The 17059-nt window shown below is 74.6% G+C and carries 11 protein-coding genes; 3 read left to right on the top strand and 8 right to left on the bottom strand.

The window, feature by feature from the left end; genetic code table 11:
* Nucleotides 1-8: 8 nt before the first annotated feature.
* From GHC57_RS07875 to GHC57_RS19515, 3 genes are all read right to left on the bottom strand, one after another.
* Nucleotides 9-284: a hypothetical protein gene (locus GHC57_RS07875; protein WP_153342937.1), complete on the bottom strand. Its 276-nt coding sequence runs from the start codon at nt 282-284 to the stop codon at nt 9-11.
* 13 nt (nt 285-297) lie between these two features.
* Nucleotides 298-1992 carry an NAD+ synthase gene (locus GHC57_RS07870; RefSeq protein ID WP_153342935.1) on the bottom strand — a complete coding sequence of 565 codons (1695 nt, stop codon included), beginning with the start codon at nt 1990-1992 and terminating at the stop codon, nt 298-300.
* 312 nt (nt 1993-2304) lie between these two features.
* Complete coding sequence (locus tag GHC57_RS19515) at nt 2305-3144, bottom strand: hypothetical protein (protein ID WP_211369145.1); 840 nt, start codon at nt 3142-3144, stop codon at nt 2305-2307.
* Nucleotides 3145-3320: 176 nt separating this feature from the next.
* On the opposite strand from GHC57_RS19515, the gene GHC57_RS20240 reads away from it, so the two are divergent.
* Nucleotides 3321-4664: an O-antigen ligase family protein gene (locus tag GHC57_RS20240; RefSeq protein WP_153342933.1), complete on the top strand. Its 1344-nt coding sequence runs from the start codon at nt 3321-3323 to the stop codon at nt 4662-4664.
* Here GHC57_RS20240 and GHC57_RS07855 read toward each other — a convergent pair.
* From GHC57_RS07855 to GHC57_RS07835, 5 genes are read right to left on the bottom strand one after another with little or no spacing between them, the layout of a single operon-like run.
* Nucleotides 4555-4935: a hypothetical protein gene (locus tag GHC57_RS07855; protein ID WP_153342931.1), complete on the bottom strand. Its 381-nt coding sequence runs from the start codon at nt 4933-4935 to the stop codon at nt 4555-4557. The genes GHC57_RS20240 and GHC57_RS07855 overlap by 110 nt on opposite strands.
* A complete protein-coding gene (locus tag GHC57_RS07850) occupies nt 4932-7667 on the bottom strand; it encodes a glycosyltransferase (RefSeq protein ID WP_170294753.1) in 2736 nt (911 codons plus the stop codon). Before GHC57_RS07850 ends, GHC57_RS07855 begins: the two co-directional genes overlap by 4 nt.
* Nucleotides 7664-8677, bottom strand: coding sequence for a glycosyltransferase family 2 protein (locus GHC57_RS07845; RefSeq protein WP_153342927.1), 1014 nt, complete (start codon nt 8675-8677; stop codon nt 7664-7666). The genes GHC57_RS07850 and GHC57_RS07845 overlap by 4 nt, the downstream gene beginning before the upstream one ends.
* Nucleotides 8674-9543 carry a hypothetical protein gene (locus GHC57_RS07840; protein ID WP_153342925.1) on the bottom strand — a complete coding sequence of 290 codons (870 nt, stop codon included), beginning with the start codon at nt 9541-9543 and terminating at the stop codon, nt 8674-8676. The genes GHC57_RS07845 and GHC57_RS07840 overlap by 4 nt, the downstream gene beginning before the upstream one ends.
* A complete protein-coding gene (locus GHC57_RS07835; protein WP_153342923.1) occupies nt 9540-14030 on the bottom strand; it encodes an FkbM family methyltransferase in 4491 nt (1496 codons plus the stop codon). Before GHC57_RS07835 ends, GHC57_RS07840 begins: the two co-directional genes overlap by 4 nt.
* 102 nt (nt 14031-14132) lie before the next feature.
* Here GHC57_RS07835 and GHC57_RS07830 point away from each other — a divergent pair, with 102 nt between their 5' ends.
* Entirely contained in the window at nt 14133-16214 is a 2082-nt protein-coding gene (locus GHC57_RS07830) for a tetratricopeptide repeat protein (RefSeq protein ID WP_153342921.1), read from the top strand.
* A 242-nt stretch (nt 16215-16456) separates the two neighbouring features.
* Nucleotides 16457-16756, top strand: a complete 300-nt coding sequence (locus GHC57_RS07825; protein WP_153342919.1) for a hypothetical protein — start codon at nt 16457-16459, stop codon at nt 16754-16756.
* Nucleotides 16757-17059 lie beyond the last annotated feature (303 nt).

Here is a 17059-nt window from a genome sequence, read left to right as displayed (position 1 = left end):
ATCGGGCTTCAGCCCGCCTCGGGGTCCGGGGCGACGCGGAACCCGTCCGGCGGTAGCGTGGGGTCGAACGAGACCACCACGCCGCGCCCGATGGCTGGCACGGGCACGCAGCCGGGCGGGCGGGCGTCCTCGGGATGGACGCGCTCGCCGCCGGGACCGAACCCGATCATCCGCACCTTGCCGCTGGAGAAGACATCCACGTACAGGTCGAAGCCGACGAACACGGCCTCGGCGGGCACGGGGTGGGTAGCAATGGCGCGGCCCAGCTCACGCAGGCGACTCATGGGGGGCCTCCGCTCAGCCGACGAATCGGTTGGTGATGGGATACCGGCGGTCCCGCCCGAAGGCCCGCAGCGTGATCTTGACCCCGGGCGGGGCCTGCCTGCGCTTGTACTCCGCCACGTTCAGCAGGTGCCAGACCCGGTGCACCGTTTCGGTGTCGTGGCCGGCGGCGATCAGGTCCGAGACCCCCTGTTCGCCCTCGATCAGGCCGTTCAGGATGCGGTCGAGCACCGGATAGGGCGGCAGGCTGTCCTCGTCCTTCTGGTCCGGGCGCAGTTCGGCGGTGGGCGGCTTGGAGATCACGCGCGCGGGCATCACCGGGCCGTCCGGTCCCCGCATGCCCGACGGGAGTCCGTGGGCGTTGCGCCACAGGCACAGCCGGTTGACGGTGGTCTTGTAGACGTCCTTCAGCACCGAGAAGCCGCCGCACATGTCGCCGTAAAGGGTGGCGTAGCCGACGCTCATCTCCGACTTGTTGCCGGTGGACAGCACCATGGGGCCGAACTTGTTGGACAGCGCCATCAGCGTGACCCCGCGCGCGCGGGACTGGATGTTTTCTTCCGTGATGTCGGCGGGCCGGTCCTCGAACAGGCCGCCCAGCATCTGCCCGAACGCGCCGATGGCCGGGCCGATGGACACGGTCTCGTAGCGGATGCCCAGCATCTGCGCGACGCCCTCCGCGTCCTCCAGGCTTTCCGCCGACGTGTAGGGCGACGGCATCATGACGCACCACACCCGCTCCGGTCCCAGGGCATCGACCGCCACCGCCGCCGACAATGCGCTGTCGATGCCGCCCGACAGGCCCAGGATGACGCCCGGGAACCCGTTCTTGTTGACGTAGTCCCCCAGCCCCGTGACCAGGGCGCGGTAGACGGCCTCGTCCTGGTTGTAGGGCGGCACCAGGGGCGCATCGGCGCAGGTCCAGCGGGCGGGATCACCCGGGTCCCGCGTCCAGGTGGTGCAGACCACCGCCTCGCCCCACGACGGCAGGCGTCCGACCAGCGCGCCGGCCGCGTCCACGACGAAGGACTCCCCGTCGAACACCAGTTCGTCCTGGCCGCCCAGCTGATTGACGTAGACCAGCGGCAGGCCGGTTTCGCTGACCCGGGGCCGGGCGTTTTCCAGCCGCTGGCCGTGCTTGTCCACCTCGAACGGCGAGCCGTTCAGGACCAGCAGGATCTCGGCGCCCTCCCGGGCCAGGTGGCCGGCCACCTGCGGGCCCCACATGTCCTCGCACACCATGATGCCCAGACTTGCGCCCCGGAAGGCGACCACGTCGGGCAGGGGGCCGCGCGAGAACACCCGGACCTCGTCGAACACGCCGTAGTTGGGCAGCAGGAATTTCAGGATCACGGCGCGGACCTCGCCGCCGTCCAGCAGCAGGGCGGCGTTGCCCAGCTTGCGCCGGCCGTCGTCCGGGTCGGTGAAGCGCCAGGGCGCGCCGATCAGCAGCGCCGGGCCGCCGTCGGCGGTCTCGCCCGCCAGCGTCAGGGTCGCCGCCTGGATGGTGTCGAGGAAGGCCGAGCGGAACACCAGGTCCTCGGGCGGATAGCCGCTCAGCACGAGTTCGGGAAACACCACCAGGTCGGCGCCGTCCCGCGCGGCCTCGGCCCGGGCGGCGCGCACGCGTTCGGCGTTGCCGGCGATGTCGCCGACGGTGGGGTTGACCTGCGCCATGGCGATGACGAGCCGGTCTTGGCGGTCGGACATGCGGGCTTACTCCACAACACCACGGGGCCACGGGGTCGCGCTGCGGTCGGCGGACCGCCCGTTCCTCTTACGGCAGACGGACCGCGCCGGGCCAGAGGCGATTTCGGCGCGGATCCGGTATGATGCCGGCCGACGGAAAGGGTCATCCTTTTCGTCGGCTGGCCGGCCCCACTGGGCCGGCGCCGCGAAGCGGCGGAGCCGCGCGCCCCAAAAGGGGCGCTGCGGCGACAAAAACAAAGACTCATCCTGACAGGGCGCCGGGGCGACCCAGCGTCGAAGGAGTCCTCCTCATCGTCGCGCGGTATCAAAGCGTCAGGATCCGCTCTCGGCCACCGTGATATCGGGGGCCGAGAGCGCGTCGGGAAGGTCCATGATGCTCGGGTCCACCCCGGGCGCCACCGGAGCGCCAAAGGGAGCCGGCGCGGGCCGGGCGTCCAGATAGGGCGGCGCATACCCCGGCGGCATGGGATAGGGCGAGGGCTGCGCCGGCGCGCCCGGATAGGACATGGGATAGCCGAACGGAAAGCCCTCCGGCAGCTCCCGGGGCGGGGCAGGGGCCGGTCCTGGGGCCGGTTCTGTGCCCGGTTCCGGGGCCGGTGGAGCGGGTGGCGTCGGCGCCGGGAGAGGGGCCGCGTTGCTCGGCGCGGGGGACTCGATCACTGGGATCGGCGGGTCGGGCAGCATCCGGGACGCCGGCGGCGTCGGTGTGCCCGTCGGCATGGCTGCCCCGCCCATTCCGGCGGCGTCGACCACGCGCGCCGTCAGTGTGTCGCGAGCGGCGGCCGACAGGCGGCCGGCCTGGGTCATCTCCGCCAGCGCGGCGCGCGCCCCCGCCACCACGGCTTCGCGGCCGGCCACATCCGTGCGGGCCCGCGCCGCCATGGCGCCGAGCAGGGCCACCGCCTCGGGATCATCCGCCGCGCGCTCGAACGTCAGGGAGCGGGCGGCGGCATAGAGCGCACCGGGGTCCACGGTCGTGACGCTCTCGCCCGGGTCCAGGCGGGCGGTCATGGCGGCCATGACCTCGGACAGCGAGGTCGCGCCGGCCGGCAGCGATCCCACTCCGGCCAGGATCGCCGAGGCCAGCGCCAGGGGCAGGGTGCGCCGCCGGACGCCCCTGCGGGCCTTCGGTGCCGTGCTGTCGCGTGCCATGGGGTCCTCCCCGAACGGCCCCGGGCCAGGGGCGTTGCGGTGCGATTTCGATGCTCAAGAATACCGACTGTCCGGGTCGCGGTAAATCCGTGTCCGGGATGACCGTTTGCACCTATTCTGATCGGCGCGGCGTCGCCCGTCGCGCTTCACGATCGGATCCGAGCGAGAGCCCGCCGATGCCCGTCCCTGTCCGAGACCGCCCGGAGTCCGGCGCCGTCGCCCTGTTGCTGCTGGTGCTGTGGGCGCCGTTGCCCCTGGCCAGCAACCGGCCGTGGTCGGCGGCGCTGCTGGCCGTCGGCCTGTTCGCGCTGGCGGCGTGGGCGGCGGCCCGGACAGACGGTCCGCTTGTGCCGCGCGACGGTCTGGCGAGAGCGGCGGGGGCGCTGGGGCTGGTCGTGCTGGCCTGGGTGGGGGTACAGGCCGCGCCGGGGCTCGGGGCCGGGGCGCAGCCCTGGCGCGACATGGCGGCGCTGACCGGGCGCGCGCCCTGGGGCTCGCTGTCCATGACGCCGTGGGAGACGGCGGCGGACGCGGTGCGCCTGGCGGCCTATGCCACGGCGGCTCTGCTGGGGGCCGCCCTGCTGCGCGAGGCATCATGCCGGGTCATGGTCATGCGCGCCCTGGCCCTGTGGGTGGCGACCCTGGCCGCCTATGCGCTGGCGGATCTGGCGAGCGGGTCCTATCGCATCGGCTGGATGGACAAATGGATCTATCAGGACGTGGCCACGGCGACCTTCGTGAACCGCAATGCGTGGTGCGTCTATGCCGGGATCGGCGCGGCGGCGGGCCTGCTGGCGGCCGGAGGGGCGGCGACGAGTCGGACGCGCCGGCTCTGGCAGGGCGGGGCGGCGGTCTGCCTGCTGGGCGCGCTGTTCAGTGAATCGCGCTGGGGCCTCGCCTGTGTGGCCGCCGGTCTGGCGGCGCTCGCCCTCCTGCGGCCCGGTCCTCCGCCCTGGCGCGCGCTCCTGACCGGGGCCGGTGCGGTGGCGGCCGCGCCGCTGGTGATGTGGGCGACAGGGCATGGGCGGTTTCTGGGGCGGCTGGAGCCGGCCACGGTGCTCGGCGATCTGCGCTGGGATCTGTACCGCGTGACGCTGGACGCCATTGCGGCCGCGCCCTGGACCGGGCACGGCCTGGGCAGCTATCCCGTGCTCTATCATCAGGTGCGCGACCCGGCCTTGTCGGACGCGGTGGTGTTCCACGCCCACGCCGTGCCTCTGGAACTGATGGCCGAGTTGGGCGTCCCGGCCGCGCTGGCCTTGATGGCGGCTTATGGCGTGCTGGTCTGGCGAGCGGCGCGTCGGGCGCGTGCAACCGGCGAGCCGTTGGCGCGCCTTGCGGCGGCGGCGGGGATCATGGCCGGTCTGCACGGCCTGCTGGACTTCTCGCTGCAGATACCGGCGCTGGCGGTCACGGTCCTGGTGCTGCTGGGGGCCGCCTGTCCCGCCACGCCCCCCAGCGCGCCCGCGCCTCGGCCAGCGCGGGGACATGGGGCGCCAGCCTCCGTCCCCGCTCCATGAGCCGCGCCACATAGGGATCGGGCGCGCCGCGCAGGGCCTCGGCCCAGGCCAGTCCGGTCCAGGCGAAGGCATCGGTGGGCGAGGCGGCAAGGGTGTCCCGCCACGCCTCGGCCGCGTCGTGCAGGCGGTCGGTGCGCCCGTGCGCGATGGCCTCGGCGAAGGCGGCCTCCGCGCGCCGCCCGGGATCGGGGACCGTGACCGCGCGCACCAGCAGGGCCGCCGCGAAGGCGGCGAGCAGCAGGAACACGGCGGCGGTCGCCCGACGCCTCATGGGACCTCTCCCAGGCTTGTGAGGGCGTTTCCGTAGGCCGCGACCATGGCCGCGAACCGCGCGGGGATGTCGTCGGCGGGGGCGGGGCGCGGCGCCCGGGCCGCCGCCGCCAGGGCGCGGGCGAGGGCGGGCGGATCGCCCGGCGGCACCAGCCACGACGTCGGCCAGTGCGCCGCCTGTTCGGCGATTCCGCCAACCGCCGTCGCCACCAGGGGCAGGCCGGCGCGCTGGGCTTCCAGCACCGCACGCGGCGCGGCCTCGGCATGGCTGGGGCAAACGGCGACATCGGCGGACGCCCACAGAGCCGCCATGTCCTGGCGCTCGCCCAGCAAGTGGACGCGCCCGCGCAGGGGGGCGGGCAGACGCGCGATGGCGCGGCGGACCCGCTCCGCATAGCCGTCCACGTCCCGCCCGGCCCAGAGCACCCGGACCCGCGCCTGGAGGTCATCCGGCAGCAGCGGCAGGGCGTCCATCAGGTCGAGTGGGGCCTTGCGCGGGCACAGGGCCCCGGCGGCCAGCACGACGAGATCCGCGCGTCGGGGCGCCTGCGGGTGGACCTGTTTCCGGTGGATCGCGTTGGGGATGATCGTAACCCGGTCGGCGGGAACGCGGTCCGCCGAGGCCCGCGCCGTCGCCCGCGAGACGAACACGACGCGGTCCGCCAGACTGAACGCCGCCAGGACGCGGGCCTGAAGGACGCCCGACAGGTCGGCCACCGCCTCCGGCCCCGGTTCCCGGAGGGTCCAGAGGCACGGCAGCCCGGCCCGGGCCGCCGCCTCCACCCCCGCGAACGCGCGCAGGCCGTTGACCAGCACCACATCGGCGCCCTTGAGCGCGTCGGCCAACCGTCCCACGAGCCGGTCCAGATGGCGCGCGGTCAGCGGCCGTCCCGGATCCATCAGGCGGACCGGCCAGCCGGCCGCTGTCCAGGCGGCGCGCAGGGGACCGTCATGAAGGGCGATCCCGAGCGCCGATGTTGCGTGCCCCGCCTCGGTCAGGCCCCGGGCCAGCTCCAGCAGGCTGAGCGGCGCGCCGTCCCGCGCCAACGTCTCCCCGATGCAGGCGAGGCGGGGCGGACGCGCGCCGGTCCTGGTCGCTCCGGATATGCCTGGGTTCGGAGTTTTGACGCCAACAGGACAGCGCGAGGCGATCCCCAACCGCCGCCCAATCTCCCGCGTCTCGCCCAGCAGGACGAGGCGCCCCAGCGTGCCCAGGCTGCGCGCCAGACCCACCGGGCGCAGGCGCGCGGCGCGGGCGTGGCGGCGGGCTTCGTCGGGTCGGCGGGGCGGGGTGTCGTACAGGCGCTCGTGATGCGATATCAGGGTGGGCAGGCCGAACCGGGCGGCGTGCGCCCGGGCGGCGGCGCGGGCCGTGGCGAGGGCCTCGGGGTCATCCAGCAGCGCCAGCACGTGCGCGGCCAGCGCCTCGGGCGAGGGTGGTTCGACCGGCACACCGGCCAGCGCCTCGGCCACGCCGCCGGCGGCGCAGGCGACCACCGGAACGCCATGCGCCTGCGCCTCAAGCAGGGCATTGGGCAGGCCCTCCGCCGCCGAGACATGCAGCAGCACCGAAGTCTGGGCCAGATGCGGACGGACATCGGGCACATGGCCGGGCGTCTCCACCGACAGATCCAGCGCGTGGGCGTGCGCGCGGACCGCATCCCGCATGGGGCCATCGCCCAGCAGGCGCAGCCGCACGTCCGGGCGGGCCGCGCGCACCCGCGCGGCGACCTCAAGCCAGAGCAGAGGGCGCTTGTGCGGCACCAGCCGGAACACGCCCAGAACCAGGGGCGGCGCGTCACCGTCGCACGGTAAGATCGCGGGCCGCGCGACTCCGTTGGGGATCACGAGGGGGAACGCGATCCCGGCCCAGCGCCGATGATCCTCCGCCACCGCGCGGGCGTTGGCGGTGACCGCCACGGCCGGATGCCGCGCCAGCGCCCCCAGCCCCGGCCTCAGCGCGGACGCCAGCGGATGCGCCATCATATCCGGCGCACGATTGCGCAGGCCGACGACCACACGCGGCACGCCCAGCACCGCCGCCGCCGCGCCGGCCGTCACCGCCGTGGCATCCAGCCACGCATGAACCGCGCGCGGCCGCAGCGCGGCCAGCCATCCCGCGACCCCCAGCAGGTCCCCGGCGACCGCATCCGGCAGGCCCGCCGCCGACCGCTCCAGGTGGGCCAGAGCCGGGCAGGCGCCGGGCGGCGACGAGGTCCACACCTCCACCGGCACGCCCAGCCGGTCCAGGTCCGGCCACAGGGCATCCGCGCCCGGGCGGTCGTGCAGGTGCTTGACCAGCACCCGCACCGGCCAACCGCGCGCCACCAGTCCGGCCGTCAGGGCGAGCATCTGGCGTTCCGCGCCATTGCCGACCAGAGAGGGCAGCACCATGACCAACGGTCCGTCGGCCCGGCCCTGCACGGGCATGCGCGTGGTCAGCACGCGCCGCCACGCGCGCCCGGATGCGCCCGGCATGCTGGCACGGGCGCGGCGGACCGCCCGTCCCAGCAGCAGCGCCGCCGGGTGGCGCGTGGACCATGCCCCGCCGGCCTCGCGCACCACGATCGCTGGCACCCTCTGGCGCATCGCCGCCCACAGGACCGAGGCCGTCAGGGATCGCACCCCGCCCGGTGCTTCCAGCCGATCGCAAGCAGGCAGGCACAGACGCCAGTCCCGGGGATCGCCCGGCGCGTGCGTGACATCCCGGCCCAGGACCGCCGTCCGGGTCATGGTCTGCGCACCCGCCCGCGCCGCGCCGCCCGGCGGGCGAACCGGCGCGGGTCCCAGGTCAGGGCGGCGGCCACTCGCCACCACGGCACCGTCCGGGCGGCCTGGATGGCCCGGCGCCGGCGCCATGCGGTGGGCAGGCCGGCGATCCCGTCCCGGACCCCGCGCGCCTCCACCGCCAGTCGCCCGCGCCGCGCCGCGCGCACGAGCAGCAGCGCGACCACCAGCACCACGCCCGGCGTCACCAGCCCCAGCAGCGGCCCCGGCATGTCTTTGGCCAGCAGCCACAGCCGGTTCCGCGCCGTGTGATAGCGGACGAAGTCGCTGTCCAGCCCGGTCGTGGCGGAGCCCACATGCAGCACCGCGGCAGAGGGCACGAACACCACCGTCCCGCCCCGCAGGCGCAGGCGAAACGACAGGTCGGTGTCGTCCAGGTAGCAGAAGAAGTCCCCGTCGAAGCCGCCCACGGCGTCCCAGGCGGCGCGCCGATACAGGGCGGCGGCGGCACAGGCGGCGAAGCATTCGCCCTCGACCAGCGTGCCGAGCGGCGGCACGGGCTCCCATATCCCGCCGCGCCAGACCAGCCCGACCGGCGCCATCTCGTCGCCCAGGCCGTCGCACACCGAGGGATCGGCGGCGTCCCGTTGCAGGCTGGCGAAGGCGGCCGCCTCCGGATGCCGCCCGGCGGCGGCGCGCAATTCCGCCAGCCAGTCCGGCGCCGGGAAGGCATCGGGATTCAGCAGCGCGAGGAAGGGCGGCGTGTCATCCGGCCCGAAGTCCGCGCCGCGATTGTTCGCCGCCGCGAAGCCGATGTTGTCGGGCAGGCGCAGAACGCGCACGCGCGCATCGTCCGGGAGCGCCGGGTCCAGCACGGCAGGATCGCTGCCGTTGGCGACCACCACGGCCTCGAACCCCGGATCCGACTGGGCGCACAGATGCGCCAGGCACCGCGCCAGAAGAGGGCCTTCGTTCATCGTCACCACCACCACCCGCACCCAGGGTCGCGCGGTCATGCAACCGCCTCCGCGTCCTCCAGGGGGGTGAACCGCGCGAACGTGCGGTCGCACGCCTCGGTGCAGGCGGTGTCGCAGCGCCGCGCGCCGTCCAGCCAGTCGAACGAGCCGTCAAACAGATTGCCCAGCCACAGGCGGTCGCGCGAGCATCGCCGGGCGTTGCCCAGGGGGTCGATGTGGCAATAGGCCATGCCGGCGTCGCAGGTCTTGGGGCCGTTGGCGGCGTGGGCCTCCTGGCCGGCGATGTCGCTGCTCATGGACACGCCGGCCGCGCGCAGCCGGGCCAGATCGTCGGCGGTGTAGGTCGGCGCGGCGTCCCCGGCCGGGCGGTTGAGGAACTGGCCGCGCGCCTCCAGGCCCAGCGCCCGCAGGCGGGCGATCCAGTCCGGCAGGGCGTCGATCCAGCGCGGATCGGCGACGATGGTGCAGGCGATGCGCGGGCGCAGGGACGGGCGGCGGCGGAACAGCCCGGCCAGGGCGGCGGCGCGGGCGGCGAAGCCCTCGAAGTCCGCATGGTCGGGGTGGAACGAGAGGGTGACATACTCGAACCGGCTCCACAGACCGGCCGGCCACTGCTCGGGCGGGCGCCACAGGTTGGTGGTCAGGCGCAGCGAGGCCGGATAGCCCATCACGAAGTCCGCGAACCCCTTCAGCACCGTGGGTTCGCCGCCCGCGATGTGGACCAGCGGCGCGCCGATGCCGATCAGGGCGTCCCGCCACGCCGTCAGTGGGCGTTCGCCGGGCTGGCGGGTCTTGCTCTTGATGCGGCAATACGGGCAGTCGTAATTGCACAGCAGCGACGGCAGGATGATGGCCAGCCGCCGTTGCCCCGGGTTCGGTCCGATGGCGGCGACGGGCCGGCTCATGCCCCGGACTCCCGGCGCAGGACGGCGGTGTGCCAGTCGATGCCCAGCAGGCGGAAGCCGGGGGTCGCCGCCGCGTCCTCCCAGACGAACGGGGCCACGTCGGGCCAGGCCTCGGCGTCCGCGTCGTCGATCACGGCGAGCCCGCCCGGCCGCAAAAGGGGTGCATAGGCGCGCCAGTCGTCGGACAGGCCGGCGCGGTCGTGGCGGCCGTCCAGGACCAGCAGGCCGATGCCGCCTCGTCCCGCCCAGCGGCGCGTCCGGGCCAGCGCCAGCGGGTGTTCACTGGGCCGGCGGATCAGGGTCAACGCCCGCCGGGGCACCCCGGCATGCGACAGGGTGGCGCGAACGGCGGCCTCGGTGACCCGCGCGCCCGTCACGGGATCGTCCGGCGCGCCGTAACTGCCGCCGTCCAGCGGGTCGATCCCCAGCAGGCGCAGACGGCGGCCCGGTCCTTCCGCGCCCATGGCCAGGACCGCCAGACCGAGCCCGAACAGCACCCCCACCTCGATGGCGCGCAGGTCCGGGCCGGGGCTGGCCCGCGCCGCCAGCGCCCGCAGCACGGCGGCGGGCAGGCTGCAGGCCAGCCGCGCGCCGGTCCGGCTCTCCAGGCCGCGCAGCCGCTCGGCGAGAGCGGAGAGGGCGCGCGGATCCGTGTCCGGCAGGCCGAGGGCCGGCAGCCAGTGCGCGCGCAGGCGGTCCAGGTCGGCATCCGTGACGGTGCGGGAGAACGGCCGCACCCGGGCGATGCCCGCGAGGCCGGCCCGGTCCAGATCCCGGTCGGCCCCGTCCACCCGCGCGCGGAGCGCGGCCAGCCCGGCGGTCAGATCCTGGCGCTGCTCGGTCAGGGCCGCACGCAGGGCGGCGGCGGTCTCCCGGTCACCGCGCGCCGCCGCCCGCGCGGCCTCCGCCCCGGCGCGGTCCATTTCGGCGCGGAGGGTGTTCAGTCGGTCGTCCAGGGCGTCCGCAAGACCGTCGGTGTCCCGTTCGGTTTCCGCAAGGCGGCCTTCCACCTCGCCCATGCGGTCGTTGGTGGCGGCCAGGGCCTCCACCAAGGCGGAGCGCAGGCGCTCCTGCTGGCGGGACAGGGCGGCTTCCAGGTGACGGTCGGCCGCCTCGCGGGCGTGGGTCTCGGCGGTGCGGGCGGTGTCCAGGGCGGCGAAAAGGTCGGTGCGGGCGGCCTCCAGGCTCTCCGTCAGGCGGCCGTCCAGGCCCGCCAGATCATCGCGCAGCCAGCCCACGTGCCGCTTGAACTTCGCCTCCAGGCGGCGGGCGTCGGCGTGCCGCTCCAACAGTTCCATCCGGCGGCCGCGTACGTGGCCATAGGCGACGAACCCCAGCGCGCCGGCCATGGTGCCAGACGCGACCAGGAACGACCATGGCAGGGGCAGCGCGGGTGCTGCGCCCGCGCCGGCCACCACAGCCACGGCCAGCGGCGTCCGCCAGCCGCCCAGGACGCCGGCCATCTCGCCCGCCAGCCTTCGGCCGCGCCGCCAGACGGGATCGGGCGGCGGGACCTCGGGTGCGGGCGGCGCCGCCTCTGCCGGGGGCGGCGGCGGGTCCAGGTCCTGCGTGACCTCGGGCCGGGGATCGAGCGTCAGGGCAGCCCGCACCATCCCCGCCAGGGCGTCGTCGTCGGGCAGGCCGGCGTCCGGATGGACGGCGATCAGGTTGCCCCAGCCGTCCGCTTCCGGCAGGGGGTCGGCATCGCCGGGCGGCCAGGGGAGCAGCCGCCGCCAGTCGTGCCGGGCGCCGTAGCGCACGACGGGATGCCACTCGCTGATGAAGACCCGGTAGTCCCGGCCCTGCAGCAGCGCCACCAGATCGCCCATGGACCAGCCCAGCGGCAGGGTCTTGCGGTTCTCGAACTCCACCATGACCACGCGCGGGCGCCAGCGCGCCCAGTCCAGGCCCAGCAGCACGTGCGCATCCCAGCCCTCGGCGTCCACCTTGAGCACGTCCACGGCCTCGATCCCGTGCCGGTCCAGGACGGCCGTCAGGGTCTCCGCCGGGACCCGCGCCGTCTCCCGGTGGCTGTCCAGGAACGGGGCCAGTGTGGCCACGCCCGTGCTCTCGGGCGCGGTGTAGAGCGGCACGTTAGCGGCCGGCACATCGGACAGGGCGCAGGGCTCCACGATCACCCCGGCGTCGTCGCCCACCCGGTCCAGCAAGGCGGCCCGGTTGCTGGGCTCGGGCTCGACCGCCAGGACCCGCCAGCCGGCGGCGCGGAACGGCGCCAGAAAGCCGCCCCGGTGCGCGCCCGCATCCACCAGACGGCCGGGCGCGGTGGTCTGGAAGCGGGCCAGGGCGAGCAGCAGCGCGGCCTCGTCCAGGCGGGCGCCGTCGGTGCGGGGATGGTCGCCGGACAGCACGCGCCGGGCGTGCCCGGCCACGGCCTGCCGCGTCCAGGTCATCAGAGCGGCCTGTCGGGGGGCCAGGGTGTAGTCCGAGAGGGCCAGCGCCCGGCCGGCGGCGCCCATGCGGGCCACTTCGTCCGGAGTCTCCACCAGCCGGCGCAGCGCCGCGCGCAGGGCGTCCGCGTCGCGCGTGGTGACCATCGCGGCCGCTCCCGATCCCGCGAGGGCGGCGATGGTCGCCTGATCCGGCGGGCCGTAGCCCAGGACGGCCGCGCCCGACGCCAGCGCCTCCGGCAGGGTGTTGGCCAGGGAATGGCGGGTGTGGGCGCGGCTGTCCTCGTCAAAGCCATAAGCGATCAGGACCACGTCCGCCGCCCGCAGCCGGGCGCGGTAGGGGGACGGGTCCTCTCCCTCCGCCCGGGTCGCAGCCACCCCCATACGGTCCGCCGCCAAGGCCCGCGCGGGCGCGATCCAGGGCGGTAGGACACGGACCGCGAAGCGCACCAGCAGGCGGCCGGCGGCCCGGTTCAGGGCATCGACCGCGTCCGCCACATCGACGACGGCGGCCCGGTTCATGTCCTCCGCCAGGGCCCCGACATAGAGCAGGTCGAGCGGCCTGCCCGCGTGCACACCCGCGCCGGGGGGCGTTTCGCGCGGCGGCCAGTCCTCCGGGGCGATGCCGTTGGCGAGCGCGTGCCACGCCCCGCCGCCGTAGCGGTCGCGGAACGCCGCCGCCATCGACGCGCCGATGGCCAGGCGCACCGCCGCGCGGCGGGCCAACCAACCGAGATCCTCCGCCCAGACCTGCGCCGCCAGGGGCTGGGTGCGGGCGAGCAGCGCCGGCCAGTCGTCCATCAGGTGCAGCACCAGGGGCGCGTTGAGGCCCTCGATCAGGTCCAGGGCCAGCGGGTGCAGGTGCCCCCGCGTGGGCTGCGGGCGGTAGGACACGGCCTCGGGCGCGAAGGCGCGGGCGCGCGCGGCGGCCGTCGGGGCATCAAGGTCCGCCTCCACCGTGCCGTCCGGATGGTGGACGGTGAAGCGGTCCGGCGTCGCGTCCGGCGTGATCGCCAGGCGGCGTCCGCCCGCCCAGGGGGCCAGCAGGGCGGCCTTGACCTGCCCGGTGGCGGACAGGCTGCCGATCGGCGTGAGGTCGAGCACCAGCAGGCGCGGAGCCGGGGCGGTGTCATCCGCCAGCACACGGTCGAGGGGGATGCGGGGCACCAGATTCAGCCGTCCGCCGGGGGTCGCGTTGACCAGCCGCACCCCCATGCCGCCCAGCACGTCGCGCGCGGTGGCGAAGGCGCAGGCCATGTTCTCCACCTGGGGATCGTGCCAGCGGTTCCCCTTGCCGAAATAGTCCGGGTGGAAGTGGTTGGGGTCGTCGCTGGCCATGTCCAGCACGCCCGGCCCCTGGTCGCCGCCCGTGCGCTGCACGTCGGCGGGCAGGGCGTAGTCCAGGTCGATGCCCAGCAGCACGATTTCGCGCGCCCCCAGGAACACGGCGAGCTGGATGGCCGTGAAGGCGACCGTGCAGCCGGCATAGGTGCGCGCCAGCGCGTCCAGCGAGACATCGAAGCGGTCCGGCCAGCCGGGCCGGGGCCGGTGGTCGAACCACAGCACGTCCGGCCCCTCGTCCAGACAATAGGCCAGAGTGAGCGGAAACAGGCGCGTGATCCCGGCCGGCAGGGTGTTCAGGGCGGCGGCCCGATCCTCGGCGACCAGATGATCCTCGACCAGATAATACGTCGGCCGGAAGCGGGTCTTGGGGAAGGCCAGGAACAGCCCGTTGACCCCGATGGTCACCTGTCCGGCCAGGGCGTCCAGGTCGATCCGGCCCAGGCTGGGGCCGTTGCCCAGCACGAAGACCCGCCCGCCCTGGTGGCGGTCGCCCCGGTGGCGGTCACGCAACGCGGCGAGACGCGGCCGGTGTTCGGCCTGCCAGCGGCCTTCGTACAGGGACACCACGCGGCGCAGGCCGGCGGCGCGGGCGGCGGGGTCCACACGCTCCGTGGGCAGGAAGATGGGCGCGCGCAGGTCCGCCGGCAGACGTGCGATCAGGGCGGCGGCTTCGGCCTCCGGGTCGGTCCCGGCCGCGTTGTCCGGCCGGTGGATGGCCCCCGCTGCTCCCGTCATTGCCGTCCCGTGCTGGCCCAGTCCCGCAGTCCGTGTTATTCAGGATATATTGATTGTACCCCAATTGAACACGCAATCATTTTTCGGACCCGGGGGGCGCGGATGGTCCGGTTCCGTCTTTTCTCGGTGCTGTGCGCCGCCGGCCTGATGGCGGGGACTCTGGGGGGCTGTGCGTCGGGAGCCCCCGACGGCTTCTGGGCCCGCGGTCTGGCCGGTCATCACTACACCGAGGGGGCCCGCCGCAAGCTGGAAGGCGACCCTCACGCGGCCCTGGGCGCCTGGGCGCGCGCCGCCGAGGCGGGCCATGCCAAGGCGTGGTATCAGCTTGCGCACCTGTATGGGTCGGAGGCCCTGGGGCCGCGCGATCAGGCGGCTGCGCTGACCTATGCGCGGGAGGCGGCGCAGGGCGGCTTCGCGCCCGCGCTGCATTACGTGGGGGCCTCGCTGCTGCACGGCTGGGGCGGTCTGGATCCGGACCCGGCGGCGGCCGAGCCTTTCCTGCGCCGGGCCGTGGCCGCCGATATGGGGCGGGCGCGAGCGGACCTGGGCGTGCTGCTGCTGAACCGGGCCGGGGGGCGCCAGGACCCGGCGGCCTGGTCGGCGCGGGTCGAGGGCCTGTCCCTGCTCCGTGAGGCGGTCGCGGACGACGACCCGGTGGCGGCGTGGCGGCTGGGGGCGGTGCTGGCCGAGGGCACGCATGTCCCGCGTGATCCGGCCCGGGCGGTCGCGCTTTACGCGGATGCCATGGAGGGCGGTGAGTTTCGCGCCGCGTTGCCCCTGGCGCGCCGTCATGTGCTGGGTGACGGCATCGCACCGGACCCGGCGGCCGCGCGGGCGCTCCTGGACCGCATCGAGCGGGCGGGGCCGGGGCACGTGCGGGTCGATCTCGCCCGGGCGCTGCTTGACGCGGACGATCCGTTGCCCTTCGATCCGCCGCGTGCCCGCCGCCTTCTGGAGCGAGCCGCGACCGAGGACGGGCGCGTGCGGGCCCACGTGGCGCTGGGCAAGCTGCTGGCCGAGGGCGCGCCCGGCGTTGCGCCCGATCCGGCGGCGGCCCTGTCTCATCTTCGCACGGCGGCGGCGGCCGGCAACGGCGAGGCCACCCGCTATGTGGGCGTGCTGCTGGAGGACCAGGGCCGCCCCGACGCTGCCCTTTCGTGGTTCCTGGAGGCGGCCGGGCAGGGCCACGCCCATGCGGCGGTGGAGGCGGCGCGGATTCTGCTGGACCGAGGCGACTCCGCGTCCGCCCGACAGGCGGTGGCGCTGTTGGCGGGCGTGGCGGCGGACCATGACCCGGCGGCGCTTCAGCTTGCCCGGGTGGCGCGGGACGGCGCGGGCGGGACACTGCCGCCCGACCCGGCGCTGGCCCGTCGCTGGTTCGAGCACGTGCGGCGGACCGGCGGCCGGGTGGCGGCCGCACAGGCCACGAACGACCTCGCCCGCATGGTGCTGAGGGGACAGGGCGGCCCTGCCGACGCCCGCGCCGCGCTGGCGCTGTTCCACGACGCGGCGGCGGCCGGCCACGCCTGGGCGGCGCTGGAGCTGGGGCGGCTGTACGATACGGGCGTGCCCGGTATCGCGCAGGATCGCCAAGCCGCGTGGCACTGGTTCCGCGAGGCCGCCGCGCGTGGGGTGGCTCAGGGGCACACGGCGCTCGCGAAGGCCCTGATCCGCGACGGCCAGGGGCCGGAGGCGATCCGTCAGGCCTTCGCCCACTTCGAGCGCGCGGCGGCAGAGGGCCACGCCTGGGCGCTGGTCGAAGCCGGTCGCGCGGCCGAGCGCGGGGCCGCCGGCCAGCCCGGGGACCCGGCCGTCGCGCGGGCCTGGTACGAGCGCGCCCTGGCCGAGGGCGTGGACGCCGCCCCGGGGGCCCTGGCCAGCCTGCACGAGCGCGGCCTGGGCGTGCCGCGCGACGACGCCCGCGCCCTGGCGCTGTATCACCAGGGGGCGCGGGCCGGGAACGCCTGGGCCACCTACAAGGTCGGCGCGTTCGTGGCGGAAGGCCGGGGCACGCCCGCCGACCCCGACGCGGCGCGGGCGTGGCTGACCGCCGCGCGGGCGGACGGCGTGGATCAGGCGGCGGACATGCTGGGGCGTCTGGAGCGGGGCGAGGTGGGCCCCTTCGGGCCGGCGACCGGGTCTGGCCCGCGCCTGCGGATCGAGGTCAGGCCGGCCGGCTTCTGAGCACGGTCCGCGCCTGGTTCGAACGATCTCCACATCATCCCAACGATGGAAAATCTATCCTGCGGGTGCGGTATTGGGCCTTTTGGATCCAACAGCGAGAGCGCGAAATCCGATGGGCATAATCGGGCATTTCCTTGATTTTTGTGTAGTCTTCTGCCATTCTGTGGATGCCCACTGATGTCTGAATATCGCGGGGAGGGGGCCCCGTTTTTTGGGGCAATGAACCCTCCAGGAGGTGAACCATGGTGATGATGGACCCAAACCTCTCGTCCGCTGACACACCGCATGTTCAGGTGATCGCCAAGTGCTTCGACATGCTGCCGATTGTTGCCAGCGCCTGGACCGAAATGACGCTGGCGGGGCCGCATGGCACCGAAAAGGTGCACGACATGCTGCAACGGTGTGTCCACAACGCGGAGGCCAACGGCGACTCCGCGCTGGCGGCGACGTCGCGCAGCGCGCTGCAGATCTTCGACGCCAGAACGCGCGCCGGATTGGCGCTGACGGACCAGACCCGCCAGCCTGATGGCGCGATGCACTGACGACCGGCTGCGACAGCACCCGTCCTGATGCGGCGGAGGCGCGCGATGCGTCTCCGCCGTTTGCTGTTTGACGGGGCGGATCACGGCGCCCTTGTTTTTGGTTCATCACGGATTTCCGCGGGACCGGAAAGAGTTCCTCTGTCGTCGCGCTTCGAGCTGAGCAACCGGGAACATGGGTAACACTATTGACCGGCAACATGGGTAACGGTGTTCTGTGTTTGTTCGGCTTTGCGCCGCCCCGGCCGGGGCGGCGCAAAGCGTCGGAGTTTTCGGTTGGCTTGGTCGATGACACCCAACTTGATG

Origin of the sequence: Roseospira navarrensis (assembly GCF_009601025.1) — a bacterium.
Classification (GTDB): domain Bacteria; phylum Pseudomonadota; class Alphaproteobacteria; order Rhodospirillales; family Rhodospirillaceae; genus Rhodospira; species Rhodospira navarrensis.
The sequence above is the reverse complement of the archived record's forward strand: the minus strand, read 5'-3'. Positions and strand labels throughout refer to the sequence as shown.